Raw genomic sequence first — 18442 nt, 5'->3', positions numbered from 1 at the left:
TCTTCTGAACCGATTGTACTCTGGCGTTTTTGTTTCCGCTTGCGTGAAATGCCGGAAATTCGTCGTTTTAAAGGCGGATATGAAAAAAATATGAACGAAAATCACGGTTTTACCGCGTTTTTCTTCCGCGCGCCGCGTTTTTTTGCAGCGGCGCGGCGGGCGATTTCGTCGAATGCGGCCGTCGAAAAACGATCCTGCGAGGACGGTTCCAGTTCGTAGGCCAGCTGGGCTTCTGCCAGCGGGACGGCGCGCCCCAGCACGCGCCCGGTGAAATCGGCGTGCGCGCCGCGCAGGCGCTTGAGGTCGCCCGCGGAGATCTGCAGCGTTTCGGCGTTTGCGAGTGCGTCCAGCAGCGGCAGCACGCGCGAGACGCGGGCGCCTTTTTTCGTGCGCGTCTGCACCCAGGTGGGGATGGCGTCGGCGCTGACGAGACGCGTGACGCCGTTTTCTTTTTCCAGCGTCAGGCGCGCGATCACGCCCATGTCGCGCGGCCTGGCGCGCTGGTTGGAAATGAAGTTGCCCATCGACCAGGCGATCAGCGCCGGCGCGCGGTCGCCCGAAGCGGCGCGCAGTTCCAGCGGCTGCACGACGTGCGGGTGCGAGGCGATCACCGCGCCGACGCCGGCTTCCAGCAGCTTTTCGGCGAAGGCGACGACGAAGCGCGGCGGCGTCAGCGCGTATTCGACGCCGATGTGCGGCATGGCGACGATGAAGTCGGGCCTGAGCGCTTTGGCGCGGGCGACGTCGCCGCTGACTTCTTCCCACGAAGCGCCGCGCGCCACCGCCCAGTCCTGCGAGGCCGGCACGGGGATGCCGTTGGTGCCGTAGGTCCACGACAGGAAGGCGACTGTGATGCCGTTCACGTTCTCGACGGCGACGGTCTCGCGGTCGGCGGAGGCGGCGTACGTGCCGAAGGTCGTGAAGCCGCGGCCGCGCAGCTCTTTCAGCGTGCGGAACAGCCCGGCGGCGCGGCGGTCCAGGCAGTGGTTGTTGGCCGTGGTCAGAGCGTCGAAACCGGCGTCTTTGAGGGCGTCGGCGTACTCGTCGGGCGTGTTGAAGCACGGGTAGCCCGTGTAGCCGCGCTTGGCGCCGCCGAGCGTGGTCTCGAGGTTGCCGACGGCCAGGTCGGCGGCGGAAAGCAGCGGTTTGACGCGCGCGAACGACGGCGCGAAGTCGTAGCCTTTTTTGCGCCGCGCCGTCGTCAGCTGCGGGGCGTGGGCCATCAGGTCGCCGACGAAAAGCAGCGCGGCGCGCCGGGGACGCAGGGCGTCGGCGTCGGCGCTGAACAGCGACGCCGAATCGTCGGGAAGCGGCGCTCCCGCGCGCGCCGTCCCGCAGAGAAACGCGGCCAGCAGCGCCGCGAGCAGCGGTCTTCTCATGAAAAAAGTCCTCTCCCGAAAAAATCCGATTGAAATCCGCTCCATTGTCGCATCTTTGCCGCGGCGGCGAAAGGGGGAAATCGCCCGCGTCCCGCGGCCGTTTTGCCGCCCCTTGTCCGTTTCGGCGCGTCTTGACCTTTGCCCTTCTTTGGGGGATAATCGTCTTTCAAGAAGGTTAACTATATTATGATTTTCAGTTATCGACAAACGAAAGGTGTATTCCCGATGATTCTGGATACGCACATGCACACGGCGGAGTACTCGCCGGACAGCTTTCTGCCCATCGCCGAAGCGGTCGCCCGCGCCCGGGAGATGGGCATCGACGGGCTTTGCGTCACCGATCACGACACGCTGGGCGCGCGAGAGGTCGCCGCCGAATGGCGGAGGAATTTCGATTTTCCGCTTTTTCTCGGCGTCGAGGTGCTGACGACGAAAGGCGACGTGGTCTGTTTCGGCCTCGACGAAGCGCCGCCGCCCGCTTCGCTCACGCCGGAAGAACTGATGGCGCGCGTGGCGGCCTGCGGCGGCTGCGCGACGGCGGCTCATCCGTTCCGCGACAACAACCGCGGTCTCGAAGATCTGATCGGCACGCTGCCGGGGCTGCACGGCGTGGAATGTTTCAACGGCAGCACCGACCCGGCCGCCAACCTGCGCGCGCTGGAACTGGCGCGCGCCTCCGGCCGCGCTTTGCTGGGAGCGGCCGACGCGCATTGGCGCGAGCGGGTCGGGCTGTTCGTGACGGAATTCGCCGACGAGCTGCGCGACGAGCGCGACCTGATCCGCGCCGTGCGGGCCGGGCGCTGCCGTCCGCTGGCCTGGGACGGCGCGAAGTTCACCGACGCGGAGGCGTTCTGCCGCGCGCACCTGGCGGGATAAAACGGTTTTTCCGCGCCGCGGCAAGCGGCGCGTATCAGTTTAAGGAGGTCTCTGCATGTCGAAAAAGTTTGGAGCGTTGGCGGCGGCTGTGATGATGCTGGCGGTCCCGGCCGTCGGCGCCGAGGAGAAGAAACTCAGCATCTTCATCGCCTACACGGGCGTTGACGGCATCCTTCAGGAGTTCACGAAGGACACGGGCATCGAAGTGGAGTATCTGGCCATGTCGTCGGGAGAGGTCCTGACCCGCCTGCGCGCGGCCAAGGGCAAGGCGCAGGCCGACGTGTGGTTCGGCGGCGGTCTGGACAGCTACGTGGCGGCGGCCGGCGAGGGGTTCCTCAAACCGTACGCGTCGCCCGAACGCGCCGCGTACGACCCGATGTTCTATAACGCCGATGGCTATTGGAGCGGCATTTCTTTGGGCGCGGTCGACTTCGTCGTCAACAGCGAGATCATGGCCAAGAAGAACCTGCCCATGCCGCGCAGCTGGCAGGATCTGACGGACCCCGTCTACAAGGGCGAAGTGCTGATGGCCACGCCGGCCGTGAGCGGCACGTTTTACGCCATGGTCTGGGCGATCCTCTCCGCGAAGGGAGAGGAAGAGGGCTGGAAGCTGCTCGAGGGCATCGACGCCAACGTGCCCTACTACTCCAAACGCGGCGCCGAGCCGGCCAACAAGGTCAGTACGGGCGAAGCGGCGATCGCCGTGGCTCCGTTCGACACCGGCGAAAAGCTGAAGGGCGAGGGCTACACGATCGAGACGGCGTTCCCGGCCGACGGCGTGCCGTGGTACATCGCGCCCGTGGCGCTGTTCAAGGGCGCGCGCAATCCCGAGGCCGGCAAGGCGCTGATCGACTGGGTGCTGTCGGCGAAGGGGCAGGAGACGCTGGCCAAGTACACCACGCAGGCTCCGATCCGTCCCGGCGTGAAGCTGGCTCCCGCGGTGCAGGCGATGCGCGATTCCAACCTGGTCAAGGCCGACGTGGTCGAGGGCGGGGCGCAGCGCAAGCGCGTGCTCGCCGCCTGGCAGGAGCGCTTTGGCTCCAAATAATCCGGCGCAAAGAAGAGGACGCGCGCTCTCCGGCGCGGAGCTGGCACTCTGGCTCCTGGCGGGGGGCGGCGTCCTCCTTTTTGCGCTGTGGCCCGTGGCGGCGGTGCTGCGCGAAAGTTTGCTGGCGGACGGGCAGTGGTCGCTTTCGGCGTGGCGCGGGCTTTTGGGAAAAAACTGGCCGCTGGTGCTGAACAGCTTCGGCGTGGCCGCCGCCGTGACGGCGGTCACGCTGCCGCTGGCGTCGCTGCTGGCCGTGAAGCTGCTGTACGGCGCGGCGGCGGGACGCAAACTGCTGACGGCGGTGCTGGTGCTGTCGACGATCTCGCCGCCGTTCGTCGGTTCGATGTCGTATCTGATGCTCTTCGGACGCCGCGGGCTGATCACCTGGCGGCTGCTGGGGCTGGAATGGAATCCCTACGGCTTTCACGGCGTGGTGATGATGGAAGCGCTGTCGCAGCTGGGCGTCGCCACGCTGCTGGCGGCGGCGTCGTTCCATCAGGTGGACGGCGCTTTGGAGCGGGGCTCGCTCGATCTGGGCGCTTCGCCGCTGCGCACGCTGCTGGGCGTCAGCCTGCCGCTGGCGCGTCCCGGGCTGGCCGCCGCGGCGCTGATGGTCTTCGTGCGCTCGCTCTCCGATTTCGGCACGCCGCTGTTCGTGGGCGGGAGGTTTCAGGTGCTGGCGTCGAAGGCGTACAACACGCTGATCGGCGTCGGCGATTTCCCGCTGGCCTGCGCCATGAACGCGCTGCTGGTGCTGCCGTCGCTGCTGCTGTTGGCGGTGCGGCGCGAGGCGCGCGGGCGGAACTTTTCGCTGCGGCTGGCGGGAACGCGCTCGCTGCGCCTGCGCGGCCCGTCCGGCTGGCTGCCGGAAGCGGCGGCGTGGGGGTTCGTCGCTCTGGAAACGGCGGTCTACGGCCTGATCTTCGCCGGCAGCGTCACAAAGACGTGGGGAGCCGACTTCACGCTGACGACGGCGCATCTGCGCAGCCTGTGGAACTTCAGCGGCAACGGTTTCGCGCGCAGCCTGGCCTGTTCCGTTGCGGCGGGGCTGGGCGGCGCGGTGCTGGGAGCGGCGCTGGCGCGGCTGCTGGACCGCGCCCCCGAGGCGCTGCGGCGCGGCGCGCGCGTGCTGATCGAACTGCCCTACCTCGTGCCGGGAACGTTTTTCGGCGTGGGTTATCTGCTGGTGTCGTCGTCGCTACCGTGGGAGGTTCCCGCCGGCTTTTTGATCGCCATGAACTGCCTGTTCCGCCAGCTTTCGCCGTCGACGTGGTCGGCGCAGGCGGGATTGGCTCAAATCAATCCCGAGCTGGAACTGGCCGTGCGCGACCTCGGCGGCGGCCAGGGGCGCGTGCTGCGCGACATGCTACTGCCGCTGCTGCGTCCGTTTATGCTGGTGTCGTTCATCAACGCTTTCAGCGCCGCCATGACCAGTACGGGGCCGATCATCTTCCTGGTCAGCCCCTACGCGCGCGTGGCGGCGGTGGAGCTGTTCGAGTCGATCAACAGCGGCAAGTACGGCGACGCCTCGGCGATGGCCTCGCTGCTGATCGCGGCGATTTTGGCGGTCAACGCGCTGGCCTGGAAAATCAGCGAAAGGAGAGGTTGAATGCTTTCATTCGAGAACGTGTCGTTCAGTTACGGCGAAGCGAAAGCTCTCGACGGTTTGACGCTGGCGCTGGAAAAAAGCGAACTGCTGACGCTGCTGGGACCTTCGGGCTGCGGCAAGACGACGACGCTGCAGATCGCCGGCGGATTCCTGTTTCCCGATTCGGGGCGCGTCATGCTCGACGGGCGCGACGTTTCGGCGCTGCCGCCGGAGAAACGTCCTACGGCGACCGTGTTTCAGAGTCACGCGCTGTTTCCGCACCTGAGCGTGGAGGAAAACGTCGCCTACGGCCTGCGCGTGCGCGGAACGCCCCGCGCGGAGCGGCTGCGGCGCGCGGCGGAAATGTTGGAGCGCGTCGGTCTGGACGGCTATCAAAGGGCGCGCGTGCAGGAACTGTCGGGCGGCCAGCAGCAGCGCGTGGCTCTCGCCCGGGCGCTGATCCTCAGCCCGCGGGTGCTGCTGCTCGACGAACCGCTCTCGAGTCTCGACGCGCGGCTGCGCGTGCGCATGCGCGCCGAGATCCGTTCGCTGCAAAAGGCGTTCGGCATCACGGCGCTGTACGTCACGCACGACCAGGAGGAAGCGCTGTCGATCTCCGACCGCGTGGCGCTGATGCAGGGAGGGCGGCTCATGCAGGTGGGCACGCCCGAAGAAGTCTATTTTTCGCCGCGCAGCGATTTCGCCGCCGATTTTATCGGCGACGCGTTCCCCGTGATCCTGGAAGGGAAGCGCGAGCTGCTCCGCCCCGACCAGATCGCCATCGCGGAAGACGGTCCGCTGGTCGGAACGCTGGTCTCGCGCGCGTTCCTCGGCGCCTCGACGGACTGGATCATCGACTGGCAGGGGCAGACGCTGCGCGCCTCCATGCCCAGCGCCGCCGAACCGGCGCGCGAGATCGGCGGCGAAGTGCGCTTCGCGATCCTGCCGCCACGGAATCACGACGAATAAAAACCGCTTCAACCGTCGCTCCTTTTAAACGGATTTTTCATTTTTATATTTTCGTAAGATGCGCATAATGTTGAAAAAGGGACAGAAATTGATATATCTTATGGAAATCGCTCCCAAAAGTTCTATAATGTAAAAATCTTTGCCGCACGTCGGCTGCCCGACGCTGAAAAGCTCCTGCGGCGCGCTTGACAGTTATGTCTGCGAAATGCTATATTTTGATCATAGAAATCATAGAATGTTCACAGCAATTTTCAGAGCGAGAGAGGAGCAGGTTCCATGAATTCTACGCGCAACATCATGGCGCTCATCGAGACGCTGCTCGCCGACGGCGGCGAGCTCGGCGTCCGCGAGCTGGGGATGCGGACGGGTATTCCCAAGAGCACGGTCCAGCGTTTTCTGTCAGGAATGGAAGAGAACGGCTGGGTCGCGCAGGACAAGAGGACGCAGGGCTATCGGATCGGTTACAAGCTGCTCGGCCAGTCGAACGGCTGGGCGCTTCGTCTGGCGTTGGTCAACCAGTCCCAGGATCTGCTGAAGGCGTTGTGCAATCAGACCGGGCAAAGCGTGTCTCTGTGCACGCTCGACGGGTTCAGCGGTCTCAGCGTCGCCGCGTCTTTGCCCGAAGACGCGCCCGCGCTCGCGGGCCGTCGCGCGAAGCTGTTCGACCTGCACGCCGGCGCGGCGGGCAAGGCGCTGTTGGCTTTCGCGCCCGAGCCGCTGCAGAAGTACATCGTCTATTCCGAGCCGAAAAGCTACACGTCCGCGACGATCACCGGCTCCAAAGAGCTGCTGGCGGAGATCGAGAAGATCAGAGAGAAGCGTTATGCCGTCAGCGTCGAAGAGTTGGTGCCGGAAACCGCCGAAGCGGCGGCGCCGATCCTGAACCCCGATGGGACGGTCATGGCGGTGTTGGCCATCGGCGGCGCGAAAAATTCCGTGGTGCCGCAGTTCGAGGCGTTTCGCGGCGTCCTTCAGAAAGCCGCCGCCCGACTGCGAAAAAGTATCCTCGATTCGTGAACCGAAGAAATTTCCGGCGACAAAAAAATCCGGCGCTCCCGCACGACAGGAGCGCCGGATTTTTTTGTCGCCGATCAGACGGCCGCGGCTTCGAAGCGGCTGAGCACGCGCAGCATCCGCCGGGGCAGATGGCGCTTCCAGAACGCGGCGGCGCTGGCGATCCAGCCCTCGGCTTCCGTGCCGATGCCGAGGCCGAAGCCGTGTCCGAGATGCGGGTACTTGTGGAATTCCGTGTCGATGCCGCAGGCCGCCAGCGCGTCGAGACGCTTTTTCATCACCCGCCAGTCGCAGACGGGATCGTTTTCGCCCACGCAGACGTAGGTGGGCGGTTCCCGGCGGGTGTGATTGGTGTGCCCGGTGTACTGCAGCACCAGCGTGCCGGGGCGCGGCAGCTGCGCGCCGCCGAAACCGTGCGGCCCGTACGAGGCCAGATAGGCGGCGATATGGGCGCCGACCGAGCTGCCCCAGAGCGAATAACACTCCGTGCCGACGTTGAGCTCTTCCGCATGGGCGAAGATCTGCGTGATCGCCGCCGCCAGATCTTCGCAGGCGGCTTCGAGACTTTCGGTCCGATAGTGGAGCGTAAAGGCGTTGAATCCCATGCGGCTCAGCTCCAGCGCGTGCGGCAGGCTCTCGTGGAGCGACGCGACATATTGGAAGCTGCCTCCCGCGCAGATAACGGCAAACGGCGCTTTTTTGACGCCGCGGAAAGAGAACAGCCCCGTCTCCGCCTTGGCCGGATCCCTGCCTTTCTCTTCGTCGGAATAAAGGTCGTAGAAGATCTTCTCGCCGTTCTTTTCCCGCGCGAGCATGGAGTTGAGGACGTTCAACGTGACGTCGACGCTCAAATGCCTATGATAGGGGAACAGCGGCGCGATCTGCGCCAGCGTGCGTTTTTTGTCGGATTCGCTCAGACGCCCGGGAAAAAGGAGATGGCCATATCCCTTGAAATTTTCGTTTGCGATGACATCTGTGATTTTCGTTTCAGCGTTCATTTCCGCCCGACCTCCTTTGCCCGTGATCGGAGAATCCTTCCAAAAGAGAAAAACCGATCTTTTGAAAATGAAGAAGACAGCCTTGAAAGTATTTCTTTGTGATTAACTAATTTAATTCTATCATGGAGCGATCAGATTACCAAGCGGCGCGCAAGGAAAAATTGCTATAAAAAATAATAAAATTAAGAAATGATAGTTTTGAGCCAAAATGCCTCATTCCATGAGACGGGAAAACGCTCCGTGCATACAGAATAAATTATAGTTGCGGCGTGACGCGATGAAAACTGAATTTGAGACTTTTATTTCTGACGAATCAGATCCCCATTCCCTTCTTCTCCGAGAGAAACATGATGTGCTTTGTCTTATTTGATTCAAGTGACGTGATGAAGGGTCAGAGGCAAGATTTTATTTTAAACTCTTAAAATAAAAGTTGTGGATGGAGAAGATCTCCATAACTTCCCATGCCGGACGCGTTTTGTCCCCCCCATAAAAGGAGACGCGCCGCACTCGGCGCGTCTCTCTTTAATACTGCCGCTCGATTCTGTGATACCGATTTTCAATGAAAAGGCGTCATTGAAAACGCCGCGCCTCGTATTCCATCATCAGCGCAGTACGGCAGACTGTCGCGGGCGCTTTTTCAAAAATGTTCCACGTGGAACATTTTTGCGCTGAGGCGGCGGAAAACAAGCAGCCATGCCGATCTGCAAGATGCGGAACAGCATGGCCGAAAAAACAGTTTGCCTTTTTTCTACTTGGCGGGGCCGCCGAACGCGGGCAGTACGCCGCCGGCGTAGGCGCCGAGGATGTACTTGGAAACTTTGTCGCTCTGCAGGGCTTTGATCAGCGCCTGCACGTCGGCGTTGTTCTCGTTGCCGGCCTTGACGGCGATGACGTTGGCGTAGGGCGAATCGGCGCCTTCGACGAGCAGGGCGTCCTTGGCGGGGTTGAAACCGGCGGGCAGTGCGTAGTTGCCGTTGATCACGGCCGCGTCCACGTCGTCGAGCGAGCGCGGCAGCTGGGCCGCCTCGAGCGAACGGAACTTGAAGCCGTGTTTGTTCTCTTCGACGTCCAGCTCGGTGGCGGTGAGACCGCTGTCCGCCGCCAGCCTGATCAGTCCGGCGGACTGGAGCAGCAGCAGGGCGCGCCCGCAGTTGGTGGGATCGTTGGGGACGGCGATGAGCGCGCCGTCTTTGAGCCCTTCGAGCGTGGCGAACTTCTTCGAGAACAGCCCCATGGGTTCTACGTGGATGGTGGCGGCGGAGGCCAGATCGAGGCCGCGGTCTTTGCAGAAGCTCTGCAGGTAGGGCAGGTGCTGGAAGTAGTTGGCGTCGAGTTCGCCGTCGCTGAGCGCCAGGTTGGGCGTGACGTAGTCGGTGAACTCCACGATCTGCAGGTCGACGCCCTGGGCTTTGAGGTCGTCCCTGACCTGGGCGAGGATCTCGGCGTGAGGCGTGGGCGTGGCGCCGACGCGCAGCGTGCCGGCGAAGGACGCGCCGGCGAAGCACAGAGAAACGGTAAGAGCGAGAACACAGATTTTTTTCATTGCAGCAAAACCTCCCGAAAAATAAATTATCGATTCCGGCTCAGATTCCGGACGATTTTATTACCGAGCCATTGGATCCCTTGAACAATGGCGATAATAACGACGACGGCGGCGATCAGCACGTCGCTGCGGAAGCGGTGGAAGCCGTAGCGGATGGCCACGTCGCCCAGCCCGCCGCCGCCGATGGCCCCGGCCATGGCGGAGCTGCCGACGATGGCGATGACCGTCAGCGTCGCGCCCGCGGCCAGCGAGGGCAGCGCTTCGGGAATCATCACTTTCAGGACGATGGTCCTGACGTCGGCGCCCATGGCCTGCGCGGCTTCGATCACGCCGCGGTCCACTTCCTTGAGGGCGCTCTGCACGACGCGCCCCACGAACGGCGCGGCCGAGATCGACAGCGGCACGATGGCGGCCGTGGTGCCGATGGTGGTGCCCACGATCAGCCGCGAGAGCGGGAAGAGGATGATCATGAGGATGATGAACGGGAAGGAGCGAAAGACGTTGACGAAGACGTCGAGCGCTTTGCCGGCAAAGCGGCTTTCGCACAGGCCGCCCTTTTCGGTCAGCGTGAGGGCGATGCCCAGCGGCAGCCCCAGCAGGATCGCGAACAGACTCGACAGGCCGACCATGTAGAGCGTCTGCAGCGTCGGTCCGGCCAATAGGTCGAAGATTTTAGCCATTCCAGACCACCTCCACCTGCACGTTATGGGCGCGGATCATGTCCATCGCCGCGGCGATCACCTGCGGCGCGCCGCCGAACTGCACCGTGAGGGTGCCGACGCGCGACACGTAGAGGCTGTCGATAGCGCCGGCGAGAATGTTGACGTCGGCCCCCGTGGCCTTGATCGTCTGCGAGATCAGGGGCGCTTCCGCCGCCGAGCCGTCGAAGGTCAGCACCGCCACCGGCTTGCCGCTCTCGCGGGGCAGTCCCGCGCCTTCGTCGTAGCCGGTGCGCGGCAGTTTGGCGAGGAACTCGCGCGCCGTTTTCGAGCGCGGGTTCAGGAATATTTCTTTCACCGTTCCCTGCTCGACGATGCGCCCCGACTCGATGATGGCCACGCGCGAGCAGATCTCGCGGATGACGTTCATCTCGTGGGTGACGACGACGATCGTCAGCCCCATGAGACGGTTGATGCCGGCCAGCAGGCCGAGGATCGATTTGGTGGTGCGGGGATCGAGAGCGCTGGTGGCCTCGTCGGAGAGCAGCACGTGCGGCCGGTTCGCCAGCGCGCGGGCGATGGCGACGCGCTGCTTCTGCCCGCCGGAAAGCTGCGACGGGTAACTGCCGGCCTTGTCGGAAAGCTCGACGACGTCGAGCATTTCGGCGACGCGGTCTTTGATGTCTTTCGGCTTCCAGCCTTCCAGTTCCAGCGGAAAGGCGACGTTGCCCGCCACCGTTCGCGAGGCCAGCAGGTTGAAGTGCTGAAAGATCATGCCGATCTTGCGCCGCGCCAGCCGCAGTCCGCCCGCGTCGAGCGCCGTGATCTCCTGCCCGTCGATGGCGACCTGTCCGCCGCTGGGTTCTTCGAGGCGGTTGATCGTGCGCAGCAGCGTCGATTTGCCCGCGCCCGAGAGGCCGATGATGCCGAAGATCTCGCCGTCGGCGATGTCCAGGTCGATGCCCGACAGCGCCTCGACGGAACGGCCGTCGGGCGCGCGATAGATTTTTTTGATGCCGCGGAGCTGGATCATGATTTCACCTTCCTGAAAAGCGCGCGTCGTGCCGGGAAGAACGAAAAAGCCGCCCTGCGATGGCAAGGCGGCTCAAATCCCTCTTTGAGGCTTCCCCTCATCGCTGTCAGCAGGACCACCTTTCCCCGTGCGGGCAGGTTGGTGCAGGATCATCGAGCTGACTCTCTCCCCTGACTCTTGATAAAAGTTGCGCTGTTTGATTGACGGGTATGATAACACAATCTTCCGCGAAGCGCAAGAGAGCGCCGCGGATCCGGCCGACAGAACGTTTTCGCGGAAGAGTTTACAGCTCGAGAGATTCGCCGGGCCGCAGCACCGCGACCCTGCTGGCCGGCTCGCAGAGCGCCTTGAACGCCTGCGGATCCTGCCTGATGGCCGGGAACGTGTCGTAATGCATGGGCACGGTGATCTTCGCGCCGATGGCGCGGGCCGCGCGGGCCGCGTCGTCCGGCCCCATCGTGTAGAAATCGCCGATCGGCAGCAGCGCCGCGTCCAGTTTTTCCTCGGCCAGCAGCGCCATGTCGCCGTAAAAAGCCGTGTCGCCGGCGAAATAAACTTTTTTGCCGCCCATCTCGATCAGAAAGCCGCAGGCCAGCGCTCCCGGCAGGCCGCTGCCGTGGATCGCCTGAAGCAGCTTGACGCGCCCGAACGGCATCGGCCCCCAGCCGCCGATGTTGCCGAGACAGTTTTTCAGCCCCGCCTCCGTCAGCATGCCGCGCAGCTCGGCCACGCCGACCACCGTCGCCCCCGTGCGCCGGGCGATGTCCAGCGTGTCGCCGAGATGGTCGCCGTGACAGTGGCTGACGAGGATGAAGTCGGCGGGAACTTCGCCGGCTCTCGCGGCGGCAAGGTCGTTGCCACTCAGATAGGGATCGGTGAGCACGTGGTATTTTCCGTCGCACAGATCAAAACAGGCATGTCCCAAAAACGTCAGTCTCATGAAAATCGCTCCCTTCCATTTGGATCAGGCGTCGCATCCTGAACGAGCATTTCTACGGCTCTTCTCCTTGCGGCTCCAGCTGCGTACGTTCAGCATAGCATATTTTCGACGGAACTGTATCTTTGATGTTTAGATAACGGTAACTCTGTTAACGGAGACGATAAAACCGGTTGAGCGATCCTTCCAAGGTAGCGCGTCCTCTTCATGGCGGTCTACGTTTATTCGCTGCGAACGCGCAGTCCTTCGTTGCTTTTCAGCGACGTGGCCGACAGCATCAAATGGACTTTCATGAGCTGCTCCGCCTTGTCGGAGTCGTGCGCCAGCAGCGCCTTGAGCAGGGCGCGGTGCTCGTCGAGACTGGGGTTGGTGCTCATGTCGAAGAACGAATCGTAAAAGATCATGTACACGCAGGTGCGCGCCAGCAGATTGCCGACGAACTCCGCCAGCACGGCGTTGCCGGAACACTCCGCCAGCGTGCGGTGAAAACGGTTGTTCACGTCGAGATAGGCCTCGAAATTGCGGGCGGCGAAAATCTGCTCTTCTTCGTCGATCGTCTGCTGAAGCGTGTTCGCCTGCGCGCCCGTGATGTTGAGAGCCGCCTTGCGCGCCGCCAGACACTCCAAATATTCGCGCAGCTCGTAGGTATCCATGATTTCTTTCTTGGTCGGATTGGCCAGACGGGCGCCGGCGTTGGGGATCAGCGTCGCCAATCCCTCGGCGGTGAGGCGGCGGATCGCCTCGCGCACGGGCGTGCGGCTGACGTCGAGCTCCTGGGCGATCGCCTCCTCGGTGAGCCGGTCGCCGGGCTGGCGCTTTTTGGCGAAGATCTGGGCGCGCAGATGTCGGTAGACGAAATCCGCGGCAGTCGGGGCGTAAGCTTCCGGTTCTTTCATTTTCAGAGCCTCCTGCAAGCTGGGCTGAATGGACGGTCGGCCGTTGACTCCCGTCGCTGTCGGAACGATCTTCACAATTATACACCACATCGCCGCGAGCCGTTTCTGTGCGGATTTTTCGAGATATATCGCAGCTAAATTTTTGCAAAATACGATTTTTGCATTTTATTGCTGTAATTTTGTCTCATCGGATGGGAACAAATGAGTGATTTTGGGCAGATGAAAAAAACGCAAAGACGTATACAATACTGAATTATAATAAATATCCGACGAGACAGAATTTTGCGTCGATTGCTTATGTGATGTCGGCTGAAATTCGTATGCGTTTTCTGCAGGACCAAAACAGAAAATCGAAGGAAAGGCGGGGCGCAGAATATGAAAAGCCTTGTGATTCGCGGCAAGATCTGGACGGGATGCAAAGACCGCCCTTGGGCCGAGGCGACGGCAGTCGAGAACGGTCGTTTCGTTTACGTGGGCGATTGGGCCAGCGCTCGCGCTGCCTGTCCCGGCGCAGACGTGGAGGATTATGGCGCCAACATGGTCATGCCCGGCATGAGCGACGGGCATCTGCATCTGACCGCTTTTGCCCGTCAACGTCTCTACGTCGACCTGCTGTCGGTCAAATCTCTTGCGGAAGCCGGCGAGATGCTTCGCAAAAAAGCGGCGCAGCTCAAGCCCGGCGCATGGATCCGCGCCATTAACTTCAACGAGATGGCCTGGGCCGACACGACGCCGCCGACGCGGGAATGGCTTGACTCTTTCAACTTCGACCATCCCGTCGTGATGAGCCGTTACTGCGGCCATCGCCACATCGCCAACACCCGCGCCATGAAGGAAAGCGGCCTGTGGAACAGCGCCGATCCTTACGTGCTGAGCGACGAAAGGGGCGAAGTCACCGGCGTCATGACCGAAGGCGGCGCAGCTCCCATCATCGAAGCGGTGGCAGCGGAATACGAGACGCCGCAAAAGCTTACGGACGCGATGGAGGAAGCCGCGCTGTGCATGGCCTCTCGGGGCGTCACGTGCGGGCATGCCTGCGACGCGCCCAAATACGCTCTCGGCGAGGAAATCTTCACCTGGCAGAATCTGTACGAGCGGGGCAAACTGCCCGTGCGCGTGATCTGCTATCACGACCGGCTGCCGGAGTTCACCTTCCGCTCCGGCATCGGCAACGATCAGATCATGTACGGCGGCCTGAAGATCTTCATGGACGGCACGCTGGGCGGACACACCTGCGCCATGCGCGAGCCCTTCGACGACATGCCCGGGAGCCGCGGCGTACCCAATCACACCGACGAAGAGCTTGATCGGCTGATCCGCGCGGCTCACCGCCGCGGCATTCAGGTGCAGGCGCACATGATCGGCGACGCGGCCGTCGAACAGGCCGCCGGCGCCGTGGAACGCGTCATCGGGGAAGAGGGACGGCCGCGACTGCCGTATCGCTTCGTGCACGTGATCTGCTGTCCCAAAGACCTGCGCGAACGACTCGCCCGCCTTGGCGTCGTGCTCGACCTGCAGCCTTGTCAATGCTACACCGATCGCGTCATGGCGCCGTTGCGCCTCGGCGCGCAGCGCGCCCTCGACGCGTATCCCTTCCGCGCGCTCTGGGACACGGGGTTGCTTGTCGTGGGCAGCACCGACGCGCCGATGGAACTGGAGAACATGTGGATCGGCATCTGGAATGCAGTGTGCCGCTGCGACGACGACGGCTCGCCGCTCAAGTACGATCCCTCGCAGACGCTGACGCTGGACGAAGCCCTGACGGCCTATACGATCAATCCGTGGCGCGCCGTCGGCAGAGGAAACGAGTTCGGTCGCATCCATCCCGGCTATCGCGCCGACTTCACCGTGACCGACGGCAATCCTTTTGAAAAGCCTGCCATGGAACTGCGCCGCACGACGCATCTGGCCACGTATCTGGAGGGAAGAAAGGTTTGGTCGCGCTGAAAATTTTTGCGCCGGAGCGGATGTTCCACGTGGAACATCCGCTCCGGCGCAGAGGCTGAAAGCCGCGCTACGGCTCGGTTAACGGGGTGTTTTACCGGGCATCCGCGAGACGCTCGTATGCGAATTTGAAATCGTGAAGGAGGAAACAACGATGTTGGAAGAAGAAAAGAGAGTTCCGCACGAAACAAAACGCGAAGCGACGCTGGGAGCGGCGCTTCTGCTGATCGCCCTGATCACGGCCGTCGTCTCGCTGGCAACGCTGAAATACGGCGTCGACGTGCACGTGCCCATCGCCATGCTGGCCATGGTAGTGGCTCTGGTCGACTGCTGGTGGCTGAAGCTGAAATACGACGACGTCATGCAGGCGGCGCTGAACAGCATTATGGCCTCGCTGCCCTCGTGCATGATCTTGATGCTCGTCGGCATTCTCATTGGCATCTGGATGCGTGCCGGCATCATCCCCGGCCTGATCTATCACGGTCTGGACATCCTCAGCCCCGCGTACTTCCCGCTGGCCACCATGGTGATCTGTTCGATCATCGCTCTCTGCACCGGTTCTTCGTGGTCCACCGAGGCAACGATCGGCGTCGCGCTGATGGGCATCGGCAACGGGTTGGGCGTCCCCGCCGCCATGACCGCCGGCTGCGTGGTCTCGGGAGCCTACTTCGGCGACAAAATGTCGCCCCTTTCGGATACCACGAATCTGGCTCCGGCCGTGGCCGGAAACGACCTGTTCGATCACATCCGCGCCATGCTCTGGACCACTCTGCCGACACTGCTGATCTGCTTCGCCGTGTACATCTTCTGGGGGCGCGGTTTTGCCGGTCAGACGCTGGATGCCGAGCGCATCAAGGCCATCCAGACCATGATCGCCGCCGAGTTCAACGTGAGCTGGCTCTGCGTCGTGCCGCCGCTTGTGGTTATCGTCGCTTCGGCGCTGAGAGTCCCCGCCATGCCCGGCATCTGCCTCGGTATTCTCGTGTCCGTCATCATGGCCTTTACCCAGGGCGTTTCCATCGGCGAGATCTGGTCCCTTGGGCAGAGCGGCTACAAACCTCAGCTGACGGCTCAGGTCGCCGGCGCCGCTGACATGACGGCCGTTGCCGGGCTCCTGGCCGAAAGGGGGATCACGCTTGCGCCCGAACTGGCCAAGGACGTGTCCGCCATGATCTCTCGTCTTGTGGGGCGCGGCGGCATGTTCCCGATGATGTGGTCCGTCGAGCTGGCTATCGCCGCGATGGCCATGGGAGGTTTTCTTGAAGCGGGCGGTTTCCTGCGCGTTCTGCTCAGCGCCATCACTCGCGGCGTGCGCCGTGCCGGCGGCCTGATCGCCACGACGATCGCCTCCTGTTTTATCGGCAATCTGCTGACAGGCAGCCAGTATCTTTCCATCATCATCCCCGGGCGCATGTTCAAGGAAAAATTCGCGGAGAGCGGGCTCGCACCCCGCATGCTTTCCCGTTCGCTGGAAGACTGCGGCACGCTGACTTCCGTGCTGATCCCATGGAACGTCTGCGCCGGTTACGCGGCGGGCGTCCTCGGCGTCGCCACGCTCGATTACGCTCCTTATGCCCTCTTGAATTGGCTCTGCCCGTTCGTCGCGATCGCCATCATCTACCTCGGTATCGGCGTATTCTGGCGCCAGCCCGACGGCTCCATCAAACGCGAACGCCGTACGCTGATCAACGCCAGAGCAGCCGAATAATATCCTGCATTGAAAGTTTGACTTTGTTACATTCCGAGGGCAATTTCACACTAACTCCCGATAAAAAACGACGAACGAGTTGGAAGGCAACTCGTTCGTCGTTTGAGTCAAAAAGCTACACCACGAAGCGGCGCGGTAGACGTTCAGCCGGTTGCTTTTTGGGACGTCCTCGCGGCGACGCGCGCGTCTCCCCGCGCTCGTCACAGCTCGAACTTTTTGCCCGTTTCCCGGCGTGCCTGCAGACCGGACGTTTCCAGAATGATTTCCGCGACGTTGGTGGCGTGGTCGCCGATGCGCTCCATGTTGCTGACCAGGTCGATGAAGAGTACGCCGGACGAGGGCGTACAGGTCCCGTCGTTGAGGCGCTGCATGTGCATGTGCCGCAGTTGCTTCTCCATGGCGTCGACCCGGTCTTCCATCGTCACCGACACCTCGCGGGCCAGTTCGACGTTCTCCGCGCGCAGGGCTTCGAGCGCCTTCTGCACCATCTCGCGGACCAGAGCCATCATGGCGGAAAACTCCTGGACGGCCGACGGCGAAAATTCGAGATTGTGGTCCTGAAGGTATTCGTAAAGCTCCATCATGTTCTGGGCATGGTCGCCGATGCGCTCGATGTCGCTGGAGCCGTTGACGAGAGATTCGAGCAGCGAGGAAAGATGATCGGAGATGTGGCGCTGCCAGAGCTTAGCGGCGAAAGAGGCGACGCGCCGCGTCAGGTCGTTGAGGCCGTCCTCCACTTGGTTCAGCTTGGCTGCGGCGGACGGGTCCTTGGCGGCGAAGGCCTGCTTTACCAGGTCGAGCATTTCCAGCGCCATGCCGCCCATGTTCAGCAGTTCATTGCGCACCGCCGTAAGCGCGGCGGCCGGCGACGTGTTCAGCAGGCTCTCGTTCAGATAACGGGCGCCGGTGTAAACTTTTTCATCCCTGACCGGAAGCAGTTTCTGGATTAGCCGGGCGAGCAGGCTCACAAAGGGCAGCTGGAACATGGTGTTGACGACGTTGAAGAGCGTATGGGCGTTGGCCAGCTGACGGGCGATATTCCCGGACGTGTGCGAGATCAGCGCCGAGTAAGGGACAAGCAGCGGCAGGAAGATGGCCACGCCGAGCAGATTGAAGAGCACGTGTCCCGCCGCCGCCTGCTTGGCCGAGCGGCTCGATCCCAGTGCGGCGATGACGGCGGTGATCGTCGTGCCAAGATTGTCGCCCAGCAGGATGGCGATGGCCGACTGGAGCGGCAGCAGTCCCTGCACGGCCATGGCGATCGTCAGGCCGACGGTGGCCGAACTTGACTGCACGGCCATGGTCAGCAGCGTACCGGCAGCCACGCAGAGCAGCGGCCGAGAGGCGAAGCTGAGGAAAAACTGTTTGTTGGCGGCGAGAAAGCCGAGCGCGTGCTCCATCGTGTTCATGCCGATGAAAAGCAGGCCGAAGCCGAAGATGCCGTTGCCGACGTAGCGGCGCTTTTTGGAATGGCCGAACACCGCCAACAGCATGCCGATGCCCAGCAGCGGCAGCGCCAGCTCTTTCATGTTGAAAGCGACCAGCTGCGCCGTGACGGTGGTGCCGATGTTGGCTCCCATGATCACGCCGAGCGCCTGTTTCAGCGTCATCATCCCCGCCTGCACGAAGCTCACCGACATGATCGTCGTGGCGGCGCTCGACTGGATCACCATCGTCACCAGCGTGCCAACCAGCGCGCCTTTCAGCGGCGTACTCGTCAGCGACGCGATGAGCGTGCGCATGCGGTCGCCCGTCAAGTCCTGCAGGGCGTCGCCCATCAGTTTGATGCCGTACAGAAACAGCCCGACGCCGCCCATGATCTGGAACAAAGTGCTCAGATTCATTCGTTC

The 18442-nt window shown here is 62.7% G+C and carries 15 protein-coding genes and 1 riboswitch; of the genes, 7 read left to right on the top strand and 8 right to left on the bottom strand.

The features are described from left to right. Positions 1-101: 101 nt before the first annotated feature. Complete coding sequence (locus tag B0D78_RS12530; protein ID WP_168169959.1) at positions 102-1379, bottom strand: CapA family protein; 1278 nt, start codon at positions 1377-1379, stop codon at positions 102-104. A gap of 225 nt (positions 1380-1604) precedes the next feature. Between B0D78_RS12530 and B0D78_RS12525 the strand changes: the two genes are divergently transcribed. The 5 genes from B0D78_RS12525 (at position 1605) to B0D78_RS01885 (ending at position 6877) form a co-directional block, all read left to right on the top strand. Then, a complete protein-coding gene (locus tag B0D78_RS12525) occupies positions 1605-2255 on the top strand; it encodes a PHP-associated domain-containing protein (RefSeq protein ID WP_168169958.1) in 651 nt (216 codons plus the stop codon). A gap of 55 nt (positions 2256-2310) precedes the next feature. Then, entirely contained in the window at positions 2311-3303 is a 993-nt protein-coding gene (locus B0D78_RS01900; RefSeq protein WP_078015298.1) for an ABC transporter substrate-binding protein, read from the top strand. Further along, entirely contained in the window at positions 3290-4912 is a 1623-nt protein-coding gene (locus tag B0D78_RS01895) for an ABC transporter permease (protein ID WP_078015297.1), read from the top strand. Before B0D78_RS01900 ends, B0D78_RS01895 begins: the two co-directional genes overlap by 14 nt. Continuing rightward, positions 4913-5860: an ABC transporter ATP-binding protein gene (locus B0D78_RS01890; RefSeq protein ID WP_078015296.1), complete on the top strand. Its 948-nt coding sequence runs from the start codon at positions 4913-4915 to the stop codon at positions 5858-5860. 276 nt (positions 5861-6136) lie between these two features. Beyond that, positions 6137-6877, top strand: a complete 741-nt coding sequence (locus B0D78_RS01885; protein ID WP_078015295.1) for an IclR family transcriptional regulator — start codon at positions 6137-6139, stop codon at positions 6875-6877. 74 nt (positions 6878-6951) lie between these two features. On the opposite strand, the gene B0D78_RS01880 is transcribed toward B0D78_RS01885, so the two are convergent. The 6 genes from B0D78_RS01880 to B0D78_RS01855 all read right to left on the bottom strand — a co-directional run bounded on the left by B0D78_RS01880 (position 6952) and on the right by B0D78_RS01855 (position 12940). Next, positions 6952-7872, bottom strand: a complete 921-nt coding sequence (locus B0D78_RS01880) for an alpha/beta hydrolase (RefSeq protein ID WP_078015294.1) — start codon at positions 7870-7872, stop codon at positions 6952-6954. 748 nt (positions 7873-8620) lie between these two features. Next, positions 8621-9415: a MetQ/NlpA family ABC transporter substrate-binding protein gene (locus B0D78_RS01875; protein WP_078015293.1), complete on the bottom strand. Its 795-nt coding sequence runs from the start codon at positions 9413-9415 to the stop codon at positions 8621-8623. Positions 9416-9441: 26 nt separating this feature from the next. Next, on the bottom strand, positions 9442-10095 hold the full coding sequence (locus tag B0D78_RS01870) for a methionine ABC transporter permease (RefSeq protein ID WP_078015292.1): 654 nt from the start codon (positions 10093-10095) through the stop codon (positions 9442-9444). Continuing rightward, positions 10088-11107, bottom strand: coding sequence for a methionine ABC transporter ATP-binding protein (locus B0D78_RS01865; RefSeq protein WP_078015314.1), 1020 nt, complete (start codon positions 11105-11107; stop codon positions 10088-10090). The genes B0D78_RS01870 and B0D78_RS01865 overlap by 8 nt, the downstream gene beginning before the upstream one ends. A gap of 94 nt (positions 11108-11201) precedes the next feature. Beyond that, a riboswitch (SAM riboswitch) is annotated at positions 11202-11294 on the bottom strand. Between the two features lie 96 nt (positions 11295-11390). Continuing rightward, positions 11391-12047, bottom strand: coding sequence for a metal-dependent hydrolase (locus tag B0D78_RS01860; protein WP_078015291.1), 657 nt, complete (start codon positions 12045-12047; stop codon positions 11391-11393). A gap of 218 nt (positions 12048-12265) precedes the next feature. Then, on the bottom strand, positions 12266-12940 hold the full coding sequence (locus B0D78_RS01855) for a GntR family transcriptional regulator (RefSeq protein ID WP_078015290.1): 675 nt from the start codon (positions 12938-12940) through the stop codon (positions 12266-12268). A gap of 375 nt (positions 12941-13315) precedes the next feature. Here B0D78_RS01855 and B0D78_RS01850 point away from each other — a divergent pair, with 375 nt between their 5' ends. Together B0D78_RS01850 and nhaC are read left to right on the top strand one after the other, a co-directional pair. Further along, a complete protein-coding gene (locus tag B0D78_RS01850) occupies positions 13316-14887 on the top strand; it encodes an amidohydrolase (protein WP_078015289.1) in 1572 nt (523 codons plus the stop codon). A 151-nt stretch (positions 14888-15038) separates the two neighbouring features. Further along, positions 15039-16592 carry a Na+/H+ antiporter NhaC gene (nhaC, locus tag B0D78_RS01845; RefSeq protein ID WP_078015288.1) on the top strand — a complete coding sequence of 518 codons (1554 nt, stop codon included), beginning with the start codon at positions 15039-15041 and terminating at the stop codon, positions 16590-16592. 200 nt (positions 16593-16792) lie between these two features. Here nhaC and B0D78_RS01840 read toward each other — a convergent pair whose 3' ends face one another. Next, the gene (locus tag B0D78_RS01840; protein WP_078015287.1) at positions 16793-18436 is read right to left on the bottom strand and encodes a Na/Pi cotransporter family protein; all 1644 of its coding nucleotides are present in this window, start codon (positions 18434-18436) and stop codon (positions 16793-16795) included. Positions 18437-18442 lie beyond the last annotated feature (6 nt).

It is taken from the genome of Pyramidobacter sp. C12-8, from assembly GCF_002007215.1.
Lineage (GTDB): Bacteria > Synergistota > Synergistia > Synergistales > Dethiosulfovibrionaceae > Pyramidobacter.
Note: the sequence above shows the minus strand (reverse complement) of the source record. Positions and strands in the feature narration are given on the sequence as shown.